This window comes from Vibrio genomosp. F10 str. ZF-129, assembly GCF_000287055.2.
In the GTDB taxonomy this organism is placed as follows: domain Bacteria; phylum Pseudomonadota; class Gammaproteobacteria; order Enterobacterales; family Vibrionaceae; genus Vibrio.
In genome coordinates this window covers 25627-40537 of sequence record NZ_AJYQ02000089.1, presented here as the reverse complement: position 1 = coordinate 40537, position 14911 = coordinate 25627, and the positions used below count along the sequence as shown (strand labels likewise).

13 protein-coding genes are annotated in these 14911 nt (G+C 42.4%); 7 read left to right on the top strand and 6 right to left on the bottom strand.

The window, feature by feature from the left end; genetic code table 11:
- Window positions 1-38: 38 nt before the first annotated feature.
- Entirely contained in the window at window positions 39-329 is a 291-nt protein-coding gene (locus A1QO_RS09030; protein WP_017033351.1) for a DUF2960 domain-containing protein, read from the top strand.
- Between the two features lie 184 nt (window positions 330-513).
- On the opposite strand, the gene nagK is transcribed toward A1QO_RS09030, so the two are convergent.
- Together nagK and A1QO_RS09020 are read right to left on the bottom strand one after the other, a co-directional pair.
- Complete coding sequence (gene nagK, locus A1QO_RS09025) at window positions 514-1422, bottom strand: N-acetylglucosamine kinase (RefSeq protein WP_017033352.1); 909 nt, start codon at window positions 1420-1422, stop codon at window positions 514-516.
- A 158-nt stretch (window positions 1423-1580) separates the two neighbouring features.
- Window positions 1581-2315 (bottom strand): tRNA-uridine aminocarboxypropyltransferase, encoded by a 735-nt coding sequence (locus A1QO_RS09020; RefSeq protein ID WP_026026712.1) that lies wholly within the window; start codon window positions 2313-2315, stop codon window positions 1581-1583.
- 70 nt (window positions 2316-2385) lie between these two features.
- Between A1QO_RS09020 and A1QO_RS09015 the strand changes: the two genes are divergently transcribed.
- Window positions 2386-3174 carry a sterol desaturase family protein gene (locus A1QO_RS09015; protein WP_017033354.1) on the top strand — a complete coding sequence of 263 codons (789 nt, stop codon included), beginning with the start codon at window positions 2386-2388 and terminating at the stop codon, window positions 3172-3174.
- A 76-nt stretch (window positions 3175-3250) separates the two neighbouring features.
- On the opposite strand, the gene A1QO_RS09010 is transcribed toward A1QO_RS09015, so the two are convergent.
- Window positions 3251-5293, bottom strand: coding sequence for a methyl-accepting chemotaxis protein (locus A1QO_RS09010; protein WP_026026907.1), 2043 nt, complete (start codon window positions 5291-5293; stop codon window positions 3251-3253).
- A 93-nt stretch (window positions 5294-5386) separates the two neighbouring features.
- Between A1QO_RS09010 and A1QO_RS09005 the strand changes: the two genes are divergently transcribed.
- The gene (locus A1QO_RS09005) at window positions 5387-5914 is read left to right on the top strand and encodes an NlpC/P60 family protein (RefSeq protein ID WP_017039916.1); all 528 of its coding nucleotides are present in this window, start codon (window positions 5387-5389) and stop codon (window positions 5912-5914) included.
- 23 nt (window positions 5915-5937) lie between these two features.
- Here A1QO_RS09005 and A1QO_RS09000 read toward each other — a convergent pair whose 3' ends face one another.
- Entirely contained in the window at window positions 5938-6282 is a 345-nt protein-coding gene (locus A1QO_RS09000; RefSeq protein WP_017033357.1) for a DUF3802 family protein, read from the bottom strand.
- Between the two features lie 371 nt (window positions 6283-6653).
- Between A1QO_RS09000 and A1QO_RS08995 the strand changes: the two genes are divergently transcribed.
- Window positions 6654-7520 (top strand): fructosamine kinase family protein, encoded by an 867-nt coding sequence (locus tag A1QO_RS08995; RefSeq protein ID WP_017033358.1) that lies wholly within the window; start codon window positions 6654-6656, stop codon window positions 7518-7520.
- A 298-nt stretch (window positions 7521-7818) separates the two neighbouring features.
- Window positions 7819-10074: a peptidase U32 family protein gene (locus A1QO_RS08990; RefSeq protein WP_017039915.1), complete on the top strand. Its 2256-nt coding sequence runs from the start codon at window positions 7819-7821 to the stop codon at window positions 10072-10074.
- Between the two features lie 99 nt (window positions 10075-10173).
- On the opposite strand, the gene A1QO_RS08985 is transcribed toward A1QO_RS08990, so the two are convergent.
- On the bottom strand, window positions 10174-11997 hold the full coding sequence (locus tag A1QO_RS08985; RefSeq protein WP_017039914.1) for an ABC transporter ATP-binding protein/permease: 1824 nt from the start codon (window positions 11995-11997) through the stop codon (window positions 10174-10176).
- A gap of 312 nt (window positions 11998-12309) precedes the next feature.
- Here A1QO_RS08985 and A1QO_RS08980 point away from each other — a divergent pair, with 312 nt between their 5' ends.
- On the top strand, window positions 12310-12513 hold the full coding sequence (locus A1QO_RS08980) for a CPXCG motif-containing cysteine-rich protein (RefSeq protein ID WP_017033362.1): 204 nt from the start codon (window positions 12310-12312) through the stop codon (window positions 12511-12513).
- Between the two features lie 99 nt (window positions 12514-12612).
- On the opposite strand, the gene A1QO_RS08975 is transcribed toward A1QO_RS08980, so the two are convergent.
- The gene (locus A1QO_RS08975) at window positions 12613-13221 is read right to left on the bottom strand and encodes a riboflavin synthase (protein ID WP_017033363.1); all 609 of its coding nucleotides are present in this window, start codon (window positions 13219-13221) and stop codon (window positions 12613-12615) included.
- Window positions 13222-13345: 124 nt separating this feature from the next.
- Between A1QO_RS08975 and A1QO_RS08970 the strand changes: the two genes are divergently transcribed.
- Entirely contained in the window at window positions 13346-14716 is a 1371-nt protein-coding gene (locus A1QO_RS08970; RefSeq protein ID WP_017039913.1) for an MATE family efflux transporter, read from the top strand.
- Window positions 14717-14911 lie beyond the last annotated feature (195 nt).

The following is a 14911-nucleotide window of genomic DNA, read 5'->3' as shown; positions in this document are numbered from 1 at the left end:
GTCGGAAGTTCCGGCCTTTTATTTTGAGAACTATTTTTATGGCACGTACTATCCTTTACACCTACAAAAGTGAAGCCAAAGAGCTTGTATTTTCTTACGAGAAACACCGCAATATTCACGAAGCGGTTGCCGAAGCTGAAGGGATTGATTTAAGCGGCTATTTAAAAATGGAACAACAAATTGAAGCGGTATCAGATACTAAAGCGGTTCGTAATTACCGTGATAATCACTTTGCGCGACTTGGCTTTGGTAAAATCACCTTAAAGCAAAAAGAAAACTTGGGTGTTGGTGAGAAAGAGGTTGGTGAGAAAGGCGTCGGTAAAAAATAACGTCCTCGATTATCGATATTCATTTCTTGATACGATTTGTCTAGACACTTTTCTCATCTAGAGAATAGTGTCTAGATGAGAAAAGGGCTTGCCGATGCAAGCCCTTTTCTATTTGTATTGTAGCTAAGCTCCAATCTACGCAAAATTCCGTACAGAAAATCAAAGTGGTATGTACAAAGCAAAACTACTTTATATTAAGAAACGCAGCACCACGTACACCACCAGAATCGCCATGTTTTGCTTTAATGATTTTTGGACACTTCGCAACCGACAATAGATACTTTGGTATACGCTTAGGCATCTCTTCATAGATCATCTGGAAGTTTGAAAGGCCACCACCGAGTGCAACTACATGGGGATCATTACCCGTAAAAATGTTAGCAAAACAGATAGCAAGGAGCTCCATAAAACGCTCTACATGCGCTACTGCATTAGCCTCGCCTTCTGCTTGGGCCTTAATAATATCGATAGCTGCTTTCTCCTCGCCATAATAATGCGCGTAAAGAAGTTCAAAGCCACGCCCCGACAGATAATTGTCTAAACAGCCTTTCTTACCACAACCGCAACTCAGTAAAGGCGCGTTGTCCCCTAAGTGAAACCATGCATCGATAGGTAAACGAGCGTGACCAAGTTCACCCGCAACGTTGTTTCTGCCGCCAAACACTTTTCCTTCATAAACCAAACCGCCGCCGAAGCCTGTACCAAGAATTAGCCCCATAACACTCGGTTGATCTTTTAGATCGTCATCCCATGCTTCAGACAAAGCAAAACAGTTGGCATCATTTTCTATCTTAACTTGGCGACCTAAGCTTTTTTCTAGATCTACGCGTAATGGTTTCCCTTTCGCGGCAGGAACGTTAACCGTTAAAACCGTACCATCATCAGCATCTTCCATTCCCGGTAGGCCTAGCCCTACTTTGCCTTCACACTCAAATTGTTGGTCGTACTTTTTCACTAATGAGGTAATGGTTTCGACTAATAGTGGATAATCGTCCGTTGGCGTTGGTACTCGTTCCGTCGCGACTCTTTCTAATTTCTGATTAAAAGCCCCAAATTCAATTTTTGTGCCGCCCACATCAAAGCCGTAATACATTCCAATCTCTCCTTAAAAAGCACCCAAGCGAGGTGCTAAAATTATTCTCTTGTCATTATCCATATAGCTCAGCCTACAAACCGTGACATACGACAAATTTATCTGGCACTTAAATGCAACTGTACATTTATAGACCAACGAGTTTCCAATTATTAGAGTTACTTCTCGAAATTAGTTTCACTTAGGAAACGTTTCAGCGCGGGTTTAGTGAGATCCGGTTTCAAGCGCGTCTTTGTTAATAGATAACTTTCGCGAAAAGTCTCAAACCACATTTCTAGTACCTGAGCCGCTTGGTTTTCGTTCACTTTGCTAAGCACAATAGAGGCAACTTCTGCGGTAGAAAGATGGTCATCGTTATCAGACTTCCTCATCATATATTGAGATACGGATTCCGGCTTAATTGAAAAGACGGGAAGCTGGCTTAAATAATCGGACTTTCTAAATATCTTTCTCGCCTCTCGCCAGCTACCATCAATAAAAATCAGCAATGGCATTTTATTGTGGGGTAAAGGAAAGCTTTGTTCATTAATCAACCGAGATTTGTCATCAACATAGTCTTCAGGAAAAACAATGAGTGGGAAATACTTGGGATCGTTAAGCTGGGCCAACATCGCTTCGTCTGGTTCGGTACGATTCCACTGATACACGCTTGTTTCTTTCACAACATCCGCTATTAATCGCCCTGTATTACTCGGTTTAAACACTTCATTGTCAGAAACGATCAGCATAACCGCCACATTAGTCTCGATATCTGGCTGATATTCACAGAGGCAGTGCTTGGTGGCGACTTGGCAATAATCGCAACGGGATACTTTAGCCCCTCGTGCTTTAAACGTGCGAGTCGACAGGCTCTGACGATATTTAAGTAGGTGGTGGAAGGCGTGAATTCTCATGATGCTTGATTAGTACTAGAAAGTTGACGGCATTGTACTTACAGTACACTAAGAATCAAAGGAAGTTGTTATGAATAATCCAGAGTCAATCCGACTGATATTTTTTGTCTCTATTTTCATGTTGTGCGCAATATGGGAGTGGGTATTACCGCGTAAGCGCCTAACACAAAGTAAAAGCGTTCGATGGCTAAATAATATTGGACTGGTTTCTTTAAACAGCGTACTTCTCGCTGTGCTTTTTCCTGTTGTCGCATACCAAGCCGCCCAATACGCGACGATTAACGAAATAGGACTCTTTAATCGAGCCTCGATGCCTGCTTTCCTTACGCTTATTGTTTCAGTATTGCTGCTGGATCTCGCGATTTATTGTCAACACGCGGTTTTTCACAAGATTCCTTTTCTTTGGCGATTGCATCAGGTGCACCATGCAGACCAAGACATCGATATGACGACAGGCGCTCGCTTCCACCCCGTTGAAATCATTCTTTCGATGTTTATCAAGATTGCTATCGTTATGATTGTGGGTATTCCAGCAAGCGCTGTGGTTATTTTTGAGGTGTTGCTTAACGGCAGTGCTATGTTTAACCACAGTAATGCTCGACTTCACCCTACCATTGATTCGGTGTTAAGAAAGTGGATAGTGACTCCCGATATGCACCGTGTACATCATTCTATCATCGCACGAGAGACTCACTCTAACTTCGGTTTTTTCTTATCAATTTGGGACAGGCTGTTTAACACTTATATTGCTCAACCGAAGCAAGGTCACGACCAGATGACCATAGGCTTACCCGTATTTCGCTCAAAAAGAGAGCAATGGTTGGACAAAATGTTAACTCAACCTTTTCGTAAGCGTTGAGTTAACTAAGCACTTAACTAACTTAGCACTTAACTGACTACGCACTGAATAAACTCAGATTTCATCTGTGATGAATTTACAGTGAGTATTTGTGAAGCATGGTTTGCTGATGCCCAGCAATCGTTGCCACTTGCTCTGAGCTTTCGACCATGGATTGCAGCTGATATTTCGTTTGGTCACCTTGCTTAGAGACAAGAGCAATGGATTGACTCACTTCTTTGGTCGCGCGCTCTTGTTCTTCTGTCGCCACAGTAATTTGCTCTACCCTTGTTTGAATTTGATTGACCGCTTGTTCTATATCGGAAAATGTCGCCTTTACTTCCACACTTGACGCTAATGCTGACACCATTTCTACACGAGAATGCTCAACCGCCACACGAGATTTATCAGCAGCGGCGATCAATTGGTTCATTTTGACTCTGATATTTTTCGTCTGTTGTGAGGTTCCGCTCGCCAACTGCCTTACTTCATCAGCAACCACGGCAAATCCTCTTCCTTGTTCCCCAGCCCGTGCGGCTTCAATGGCAGCGTTCAACGCCAATAGATTCGTATTATCAGCAATGGCCGATATCATCTCTACCATTTCGCGTATTTGTTTTACTCGATGATCAAGTTCGACCATTGAATCTTCATTTGCATTGAGTGTTTCTTCTAACTGTTCCAGTCGTTGTCGATTGGTTTCAACGACGTCCAAACCTCGTTGCGAGTGTTCTGAGGCTTGACATGAATCTTGATACGATTGGTGGGTGATCGAGGATATTTGACTAATTGAAGCCTCAAGTTCATTCACTGTCGTGATCATGCTCTCTAGTGACGTATTTTGCTCAATTAAGGTAGCATTTGAACTTTCTGCCGCGTTATGGCTAATTTCGGCTGTTTTATATAAAGTTTCACAGTTATGGGTGACGGTAGAAATAGATCGGCTTGTGGATTCAATAACAGTATTGAGTTTCTTTGATACTTCCTGAAATTCACTAGGGCCGATAATAGGTACACTCGATGAAAAATCATGATCACTTAAACGGTTAAGATGAATAGTGATGTTTTTGAGGCTAGTATTTAGCCAACGTCTTAAACCGAGACCAAATGTAACAATAATGAAGGCAATCGTTGTCCCAATCATTGCAATTCGACTGAACGTTGAAATGATCGTTTTATTAACCGCTAACTCTCGCTGTTCAATCAGTGATAATGCCGTTTGAGAAATAGCTTCAAGTGCCGCTACGGTTGTATCTCCAAGGCGCACGACTTCGGCTATCTGCGTTTTTTGGCTAGTCGACAATGACAATTTAGTCATGATATTTTTCAAAATTCCTTGCTGTTTGAACCCATCGTTTACCATAGTGTAAGGGGTGGTCAAGCTGGAAAACTCTTCGATATCTGGATGCCAATCCTTGAAGTCATCATAGGCAAGATTGATCCCTGCAATTCGGTTTCTCATTTCTTGATATTGCTCTTCCGCTTTTTCTAAGTCTACCTGCATCATCAGCATCAAAAATGTACTCTCTATAGAGCTAGCGCTGGCGATAAACCGATTAGCAGCGTCAGATGACTCCGGATTATTGTTGCTTAGAAAGGAAGCGATACGATTCATCTCTGGGCCAATGGAACTGAGCCCATAACGAAATGCTCCCACTTGGTCATCGATTGTGTTTTGTTGTTCAAGTAAGCTTTTCTGAGTATCGAGTATAGAAATGGTTGACGCGTTTAATTTTTGTAGGCTATTTTTTAATGTCGTCAGTAGACGGGAATTTTCATCTTTTTCTTCACGCGTCGTGAACCCATCGGAAAACTGACTGACATTATTCAATAGCAGGTTACTTTTCTTCATTAACTCATGAATGTTTACTGTGTTCTCGTTTAGTGCTTCCACCGTTGTCCCCTGTGTGGCATAGCTTATATGTTTCACTTGTTCGAGAATGGTCTGAGTCAACTTGGCATTATTGATCGCTAACGGCAGCGCTTTTTCCGATAAAGCACTAAACTCATGGCCAACTCGATCAACACTTTTTGTGGTAATAAATGACAGTGCAAGAATTAAGAGTAAAATGCAGATAAATACCGCACTGATGGTTTGAACTAACGATAGAGAAAATGATGTGTTTCTTTTTTTGTTCATGTTTTTACTAGCTACTTTGACGAACACGTTATCCGCTATGCTAGTTGTCACTCATTACAAATAAATTTCAACGATATTTCAATAAGATGTCAAATGACTAAACTAAAGATCACTACAATCATCATTATCGGCATTGGCTTTTTGATCGGTTGTACAAATACATCTGGTCCTTCGAAACCCGTAAGTGGATCTTCAAGCTCTGCATCAGGTTCTCCGACCTTATCTGCCTACGAGCATAAGGTTAAGCAATCATTTATGAACGTATATGAACGCTGGAAAGGAGTGCCGTATCGTTTGGGCGGCACGTCATTTCAAGGCATTGATTGCTCTGCATTTGTGCAAATCGCTTATCACGATGCTTTAAATGTGAAACTTCCAAGGACGACACTTCATCAAAGTAAAGTTGGGTCAAAGGTGGGCTATGACGAAGCGGAAGTGGGCGATCTGATATTTTTTAGAACATCGAGAACCACTCGCCATGTGGGTGTTTATCTGGGAAACCGTCAGTTTTTGCATGCTTCCACATCAAAAGGCGTGATTATTTCTAGAGTTGATAACCCCTATTGGGCATCTAAGTTTTGGCACTATAGGCGAGTAGAATACCCGCCTATAGTCAACTGATTGGGTATGTTTGAAATGGGAAATTAATCGTAGGTCGCCACTGCAACGTCGAACAGGTTTTTCACCAAGGCAATGTATTCGTCAAGGAAGGTGATCTGTTCGTTGGTTGCAGGTTTAGTCCAGGCTCCTGCCAATACCTCTCCCAAATCCTCAACAACGGAATCCGCTTCTTTTAATAACTTAAAGCGTACACTTGAATGCAGCTCTGGATTTTGTTCAAAAATGGCCATAATGTTGCTTGAAACCATGTCAGTCACGACATCTTCAATACTTTCAGCACCCGTATCGCCGTCTGCAGATGTAAACACATCTAGGTTCAATGCTAAATGTTCAATTAAGGCTAAATATCCATCGGTTTCTACAACCACACTTAAATCTCCTAGTTACTGCAATACATGAGAATAGGTTCTCATTAATATTAAGACAAGTATACGCACTTTAACAACCTGATTATGCTTTAGAGCTCACTTTATAGTTTACTAATCACGTCGCTGTCAAAGAAACGAGGCTTCAATTCAATAAGGGAGTCCGTATTGGTGAATTAAAATTGGCCATTACTCATCGATTACAAAAAAATCGAGAACTCATTAGTGTTAACTGCGCTTGACTAAAGTCACACTTCTCCGCATTAACGATAAAAAGGGCGAAAATTCTCGCTTTGTGTCAACTCTTGAGCAGGTAATCGAAAAAAATTGTCCTAAACTTAATGTAAATAAGTACTTATCTGAAGGTTATTATTATGTGGCAAGCATTGACTCAACAACTCTCTGAAGCACTTATGTTCAATTATACGATCACCGAGCGCGCAAAGATGAACGGTGGTGACATCAATGATTGCTACATGATAAGTGACGGTGAGCAACGTTATTTTGTAAAATCGAATACGAGAAACTTCATTGACAAGTATCTCATTGAAGCCGACAACCTTAATCTTCTGCGTAGCACTTCTACCGTCTCTATCCCCGAGGTTATCTTGACCGGTACCAGCAAAGATCATTCTTTTATCGTATTTAATTATTTAGCCACTAAGCCACTTGAAGATGATAAACAGAGTTATAAGTTTGGCGTGCAACTTGCGAAGCTGCATTTATGGGGTGAGCAGAAAGAGTTTGGGTTAGATGAAGATAATTACATTGGCACGACATTACAGCCAAACAAATGGGATCGTAAATGGCATCGTTTTTTTGCCGAGCAACGCATTGGCTGGCAACTTCAACTTCTCAGAGAGAAAGGTATAGAGCTGGTTAATATCGCAGAATTTACTGAGCGAGTTTCAGAGATCCTGTCCAATCACCACCCTCGCCCGTCATTAATCCATGGCGATCTATGGCACAGTAATGTCGCCAATTCTGCGTTTGGCCCAATTTGCTATGATTCGTCTTGCTACTGGGGCGATCGCGAATGCGATATTGCCATGACTGAGTTATTTGGTGGGTTTCAGCCTGAATTCTATCATGGTTACGAAAGCATATTACCCTTAGATTTTGGCTACGGAGAAAGAAAAGATATTTATAACTTGTATCATGTTCTGAATCATTACAATTTATTTGGCGGGCATTACCTTGCCGAGGCAGAAGGTTTGATAAACAACATAAATAGTTATTAGCGAGTCTTTATGCATGATTTTAACCCTCCAACAGCACTCATATAGGCAAACGATCACTACTTTCAAATAGCAGTTTGTTATGACAACCGAAAGTAGTGTGGTTTGCATAATAAAATACAGGCACCCCCTCCATAGTTTTTCCACCTTTCAATTTGCTTAGATTGGTAAAACACAACGTTATTTCTTAGTGATTTAATATGACGCAAGTCAACGAAAGCGAGAGTTGTGGTAATGAACAAGTGATCTCGTTAGAATACGCGCTCAAAAATTATAAGTTAAAAACACTGAGCGGTTTCAAATGAGCAGAAAAATTGAATTATTAGCCCCTGGCGGTGACGTAGAAGCAATAAAAGCGGCTATCGTGGCAGGTGCGAATGCAGTCTATTGCGGTTTAAATACGTTTAACGCGCGAAATAGAGCATCAAACCTATCACTTGATGAACTGAATGGCGTTATACGGTTAGCTCACCAATATGGCTGCGAAGTTTTTCTGACATTGAATATCGTGCTGTTAGAACACGAAATTAAAAGCATTAGTAAACTGCTTAACCAACTCGTCAATACCAAGCTTGACGGTATTATTGTTCAAGACTTAGGGTTATTTGACTTAGTTAAAAAGCACTTTCCATCATTAGATGTGCATGCCTCTACTCAGTTGACGACCCATAACGAAGGTCAAATCAAATTCTTAGCCAAAATTGGGGCAACACGCGTTAACCTCTCTCGAGAACTCAACCTACCTGAAATTAAAATGCTCACTGAAGTCGCTCATGATCACGATGTCTTGACGGAAGTCTTTGTACACGGTGCTTTGTGTATTGCATTTTCGGGTCAATGTTATTCAAGTTCCGTCAGTGTTGGTAATTCCGGAAACCGTGGCCGTTGTAGCCAAGCATGTCGTGATGAATATGAAATCACCGACGCCGGTAATAAGTACCCACTCAACTTAAAAGACAACTCGGCCTACTACGATCTACCCGAACTGGTTGACGCAAAAGTGGATTCGCTCAAAGTTGAAGGGCGCATCAAAGGCGCTCACTATGTGTATACCGTTGTCGATACATGGCGTAAACAAATCGATAGCTTCGTCGAAAAAGGCTTATTGATTGAAGATGACGCTAATCTGCACAAAGTGTTTAATCGTGATTTCACGAACTCGTTCCTCAAAGGTAACCTGACGAAAGACATGTTTATTGATAATCCACGCGACAACAGCGTGAATTATGCGGTCGACAAAGCGACGTCGGAAAACGAGTCGATCTCCGTTGTACAAATTCAAGAAGTAACAGACAACCTCTACACGTCAAAAAATGAAATCGGCGCAGAGATGCGAGAAAAAATTCAATTCCTCGATATCTCTAAGACACAGGTTATGCTTTCATTTGATGCAAAACTGGGACAGCCGTTAACTGTCTCTGTTATTTCAAAAGACGAGACATTTACCGTTCAGTCCTCTTCTGCTCTATCGGTTGCGGGTGAAAAAGCCATTACTCAAGAGTTGTTGACCAAACGTTTTAAAGCGTTAAAAAGCCCTGTACATACATTGGCTGAGTATGATTTTTCTCGTATGGAAGAAGGACTCAGCATTCCATTGAAAGAAATTTCAGCGCTGAAAGAAGAAATTGATTTCATTTTAAATGGTTCTGTCGATGTCATTAAGCATGTCGATGTTCCTGCGCTTGAAAAGCACCCTAAAGTGAACGAAACGCCAACGCTTTCAATGCTAATTGCTGACGTCGCCGATCTGCACATCTGTGACATTACTGATGCGGATGTTTATTTTAAATTACCCGAAAGCTTTAAAAAACGTTGCAATAAATACATCGATATTTTGGCTGAAAACCCTCGTTTGATTCCTTGGTTCCCTGCGGTATTGATTGGTAAAGATTACGATGAAGCAGTGCGTATCTTAGAAGAAGTTAAACCTGAGCGTATCGTCACTAACAATACCGGCATTGCCTATAAAGCCTATGAAATGGGCATTGAATGGGTGGCTGGGCCATTCATGAATACGACCAACTCACACGCGTTAGTTACCCTTAAAGAAGAGCTAAACTGTGCCGGTGCGTTTATTTCAAACGAGATCAATAAAGGCCAAATCCGTCATATCACCCGCCCAGAGAACTTCAAACTGTTCTACAGCATTTACCACCCTATTCTTATGATGACGAGCCGACAGTGCTTTTTCCAAAGAACCGTTGGCTGCAATAAACCGAGTATCGAAGCGGGCTGTATGCTCAAGTGTGAGAAAGCAACAACCATTACCAATGTGAAAGGCATTTCATTTGCGGTTGATAAACAAAAAGGTGGCTACCCGAGTATCTACAATCACGAGCAGTTTTTAAATCATGAGGCTGTGACTGATTTCTCGGATTTGTTTGATGAATTCTTCATTGATCTAACCAATATTGGTGCAGGCTCTAAAGAAGTGCAAGATAAGGCTGAATTGATTAAGCACTTTGAAGGCTTGATCAACGGCGTTAGCGGCTCTCGACAGAATCTAGAACAGCTCGTCACGATTAGAACCAACGACCAATACGTTCAAGGTTTATAATGAAATAGGCGGTTCACTAGAAAGGCCGCTAATTTAGTGGCCTTTTTCATCACAAACAGATGCTGATTCTTTTTTACATTCTAGCTTGAGATTCTTCAACTAAGACATGTGCTTGAACTGTAACTCAACCAATCGTTGATACAACTCACAGCTGTTTAGTAATGATTGGTGATCCCCAACATTGACTAATCGCCCTTGGTCGAGCACTGCTATTTGGTCGGCATGCTTAATTGTCGATAATCGATGAGCAATAATGAGCGTCGTTCTTCCACGCATCAACTCTTTCAACGCTTGCTGCACATGATGCTCACTTTCGCTGTCTAGTGCGCTCGTCGCCTCGTCTAGCAATAGAATGTTAGGATCTTTTAAGATCGCACGCGCAATAGCAATCCGCTGTTTTTGTCCACCCGATAAACGTACTCCTCTTTCACCAAGAAAGCTTTGATACCCCTGAGGCAAATTCATAATAAATTCATGCGCATGGGCTTTTTTCGCCGCGTCGATCACTTGTTCATCAGTGGCATCGGGGTTGCCGTAACGAATATTATGAAATACATCGTGGCTAAATAACGCTGGCTGTTGAGGAACCAGTGCCATTTGTTGACGTAGCTCATAAGGATCAAACTCACGCAGGTCGATACCGCCAAGAGTGACCAGACCTTTCTGTGGATCGTAAAACCGTTGAAGAAGCTCAAACAGCGTGGTTTTACCCGCTCCTGATGGCCCGACAAGCGCTAAAACCTTACCTTCCTCTGCCCTTAGAACAAGGTTATCGGTGGCTGCTTGGTCAGGTCTTGACGGGTAGTGAAAAGTGACATTCTCAAATACCACTTCGGCTGGTAAGCTAGCTGGTGACCGAGTATTACGATTAGGCGCGACAATATTGCTTTCCACTTGAAGCAGTTCGATCAACCTTTCTGTTGCGCCCGCTGCCCGTTGGAGTTCGCCTAGCACTTCTGAGATTGTCCCCAGAGATGAGGCAACCATAATGGCATAAAAGACAAAAGCCCCGAGATCCCCCGCTGACATATTACCGTTGATGACATCACTTCCACCTACCCAAAGCATCCCTGCGATCGCACTGAACACAATCACAATAACGCCCGAAATTAAGATAGCGCGCTGTTTTACTCGTTGGCGACCAATTTCAAATGCTTTTTCCACTTCAATCGAGAACGCTTTCTTTTCTTGCTCTTCGTGGCTGTAGCTTTGAACGGTTTTGATATGTTCAATGGCTTCACCGGCGTAGCTGCCTACGTCCGCCATCGAATCTTGGCTCTTTCTCGACAACGCTCTGACTCTGCGGCCGTACACTAAGATGGGCACGATAATAAACGGCACCGACGTTAATACGATTAAGGTCAGCTTTATATTGGTGGCAAAAAGCATAACCACTGCGCCAATACACATGAGTGCACTGCGCATCGCCATAGAAAACGAGGAGCCGATAATACTTTGTAGCAGTGTGGTATCGGTAGTGATGCGAGACATAATGTCTCCACTGCCATGGGTTTCAAAGTAGCTGGGGTGTAAAGTGATGACATGATTGAACACAGCGAGTCTTATATCTGCACTCACGCGTTCCCCCACTGAGGAGACGAGGTAAAACCGGAAAAATGTACCCACAGAGATAAAAACGGTCACCAGAAGAATAAATTGAATGGCGCGACCAAGATCGTCAATGGATCGCTGAGAAAATCCTTCATCAATTAACATTCTGACGCCATGACCCACCGACAGTGTCAACGAAGCAGTAAACATCAGCGCGAGAAGCGCCGCAATAACACTTACCTTGTAAGGTTTAACGAACTCGACGAGATTAAACAAAATGCTCAGATTTTTATTGTTCTCCCCCTGCTCTTTTTGTTCACTTGCTGGCGACGGATTGAGTGGAGATGAGGTGTTTTTATGTTTCGATTGCATCGTTTACCTTAAAGTTCTCCACTCACACAGTGGATATTAATAACCTTAGACTACCTGATGCTCAGGAGTTGGTAAAAGCATACCTAGAGCGAAACCACAAAAAACATTCATCAAACTCATAATGGTACGAATAACGATTCCCCGATGAAATAACCCTCTTATTTACCGGCAAATAGTATTTATAGAAATCAATGAGCAATATTATATTCGACGCGTTTTTATGGTGTAACTCAAACTTTCCACTTAATTCACGACCATTACTAACTTCGGCCATTAAAATCGTTTTATTGCATAGATGTCATGGAGTACGCAATGAGAATTTATACAGAGAAAAATATCACTTGTCCCAATTGCGATCATACTATTGGAGTCACTCTCGACGCTTCTAGTGAAAGCCAAGAGTTTTACGATGATTGCCCGTTTTGTCACCGTTCTATCCACCTAAATATGCATATCGATCATAGCCAGCAACAAGTTAGCTTGATCGCGAGTATTGAAGACGAACCCTTTAGTTAATAATTGGTTAACGCATAGCTAACGAACTTTTTCCGATAAAAGAATGTCTATAAAAGAAGTACCCTTAAAGGGTGCTTCTTTTATTTGGATACAGAGATACTATACGCGCTGAGCAAGTACACGTTCCACGGTATCCACAATGGCTTGTGTTTGTGGATCAACTTCAACGTTAATTCGATCGCCCGCTTTTCGGCTCCCAAACAAGGTTCGCGCTAACGTCTCTGGAATCAGATGCACGCTAAATCGCCCTTTCTCCACCTCGCCAATCGTTAACGAACAACCATCCAAACCAATATAACCCTTTTCCAAGATATATTTCATGGCCGATTTATCGACGCAAAACCACAGTGTTCTATTATTGGGCGTGTTGATCACTTGATCTATGGTTGCGGTAAAAGCGATGTGCCCAGACATTGAGTGGCCACCAATTTCATCACCAAATTTGGCTGCCCTTTCAATGTTCACTTCATCACCTTCGCTTATCTCGCCAAGATTGGTCAGTTTCAATGTGGCTTGCATTAAATCGAATGTCACCAAATCACCGTTTATTGAAGTAACCGTTAAACAACACCCGTTATGTGCAACTGACGCACCAATAGCTAGGCCGAATCTGAGCTCTTCAGCAAGTGAAAGAGTATGGCTTTGAAAGTCTTCTTTTTTATCGATTTTAACAACACGTGCTGTGCCTTGGACAATTCCAGTAAACATAGTTAAATTCCATGAGTTTTTTATGGAGCTTAGTGTGACATTTCTTTATCATGCCCGACAACACCATTATTGATGATTTTACATCGGTGGACTCTTTTTCTTTCCTCCTTCCTTTGGAGTTCCTGTGCATCGTTACAAATTAGAGGCATCTCACCTCGTTAAGCTTGCTACGCCCGTTTTTATTGCTTCTATCGCGCAAACTGGAATGGGGTTCGTTGATACGATAATGGCCGGTGGCGTCAGCGCGACCGATATGGCCGCAGTGTCTATTGCCTCAAGTATTTGGCTACCCTCGATTCTATTTGGTATTGGTCTGCTCATGGCGCTTGTGCCAATTGTCGCGCAACTCAATGGTTCTGGGCGTCAAAATAAAATTCCTTTTGAAATCCATCAAGGGATTGCTATGGCGCTGCTGATTTCTGTGCCCATTATTATTGTGCTTATGCAGACTCAACGGATTCTGGACATGATGAATGTCGATGCGTTAATGGCTGAAAAAACGAACGGCTATATGTTTGCGGTCATCTTTGCGGTGCCCGCTTTTCTACTTTTTCAGGCTCTGCGTAGCTACACAGATGGATTAGCACTCACCAAACCGGCCATGGTGATTGGTTTTATCGGGCTATTAGTTAACATTCCACTTAACTGGATTTTTGTGTACGGTAAGTTTGGTGCGCCCGCATTAGGCGGTGTGGGCTGTGGCGTCGCCACTGCTATCGTGTACTGGTTAATGCTCGCGATGCTACTTTTCTATGTTGTGACGTCGAAACGCCTCGCCCACATACAGCTATTTGGCCAATTTCATCGACCACAACCGAAAGCACTAATTCGTTTATTTAAACTCGGTTTTCCTGTTGCGGCCGCGATGTTCTTCGAGGTCACCCTGTTTGCCGTTGTTGCACTTTTAGTCGCACCGTTAGGGGCTCTTGTGGTGGCGGCTCATCAAGTCGCTATAAATTTCTCTTCACTGGTGTTTATGCTACCCATGAGTATTGGTGCTGCGGTGAGTATCCGAGTGGGTCATATGTTGGGACAGAAAAACATCGAAGGTGCGATGATCGCATCTCGTGTGGGCATTATTGTAGGACTTGTACTGGCCGTATTTACCGCTGCGCTAACGGTCGTATTTAAAGAGAACATTGCCTATTTGTATACTGATAACAAAGCGGTTATCACGATTGCGATGCAGCTTTTATTGTTTGCGGCTGTTTACCAGTGTACCGATTCAATTCAAGTGGTGGCAGCGGGTGCCCTTCGAGGATATAAAGACATGACGGCTATCTTCAATCGCACATTCATTGCGTATTGGATACTGGGGTTACCCATCGGCTACATTCTGGGGATGACCGATTGGATTGTTGAACCTATGGGGGCTCACGGTTTTTGGGTCGGCTTTATTATCGGTCTTTCTTCGGCGGCCCTAATGTTAGGCATTAGGCTTCAATGGATGCATAAGCAAAGTGTAGAAGATCAATTGGCTTTTGCAGCTAAGTAATTCTGCTTCTAAAGAATTTAGCTTCTGTGTAATTTTGCATCTAAAGAATTTAGATTCTAAGTAATTTTGTTGCTAAACATTTGTTGCTAAACAATAGAGACAAGTGCTATTGCTTGTCATATTTCTGGGTAATAACGCGAACTAATATGGCCCAGTTCTCTGAGGGATTGATCTTATAGTCAGGTTATGGACGTA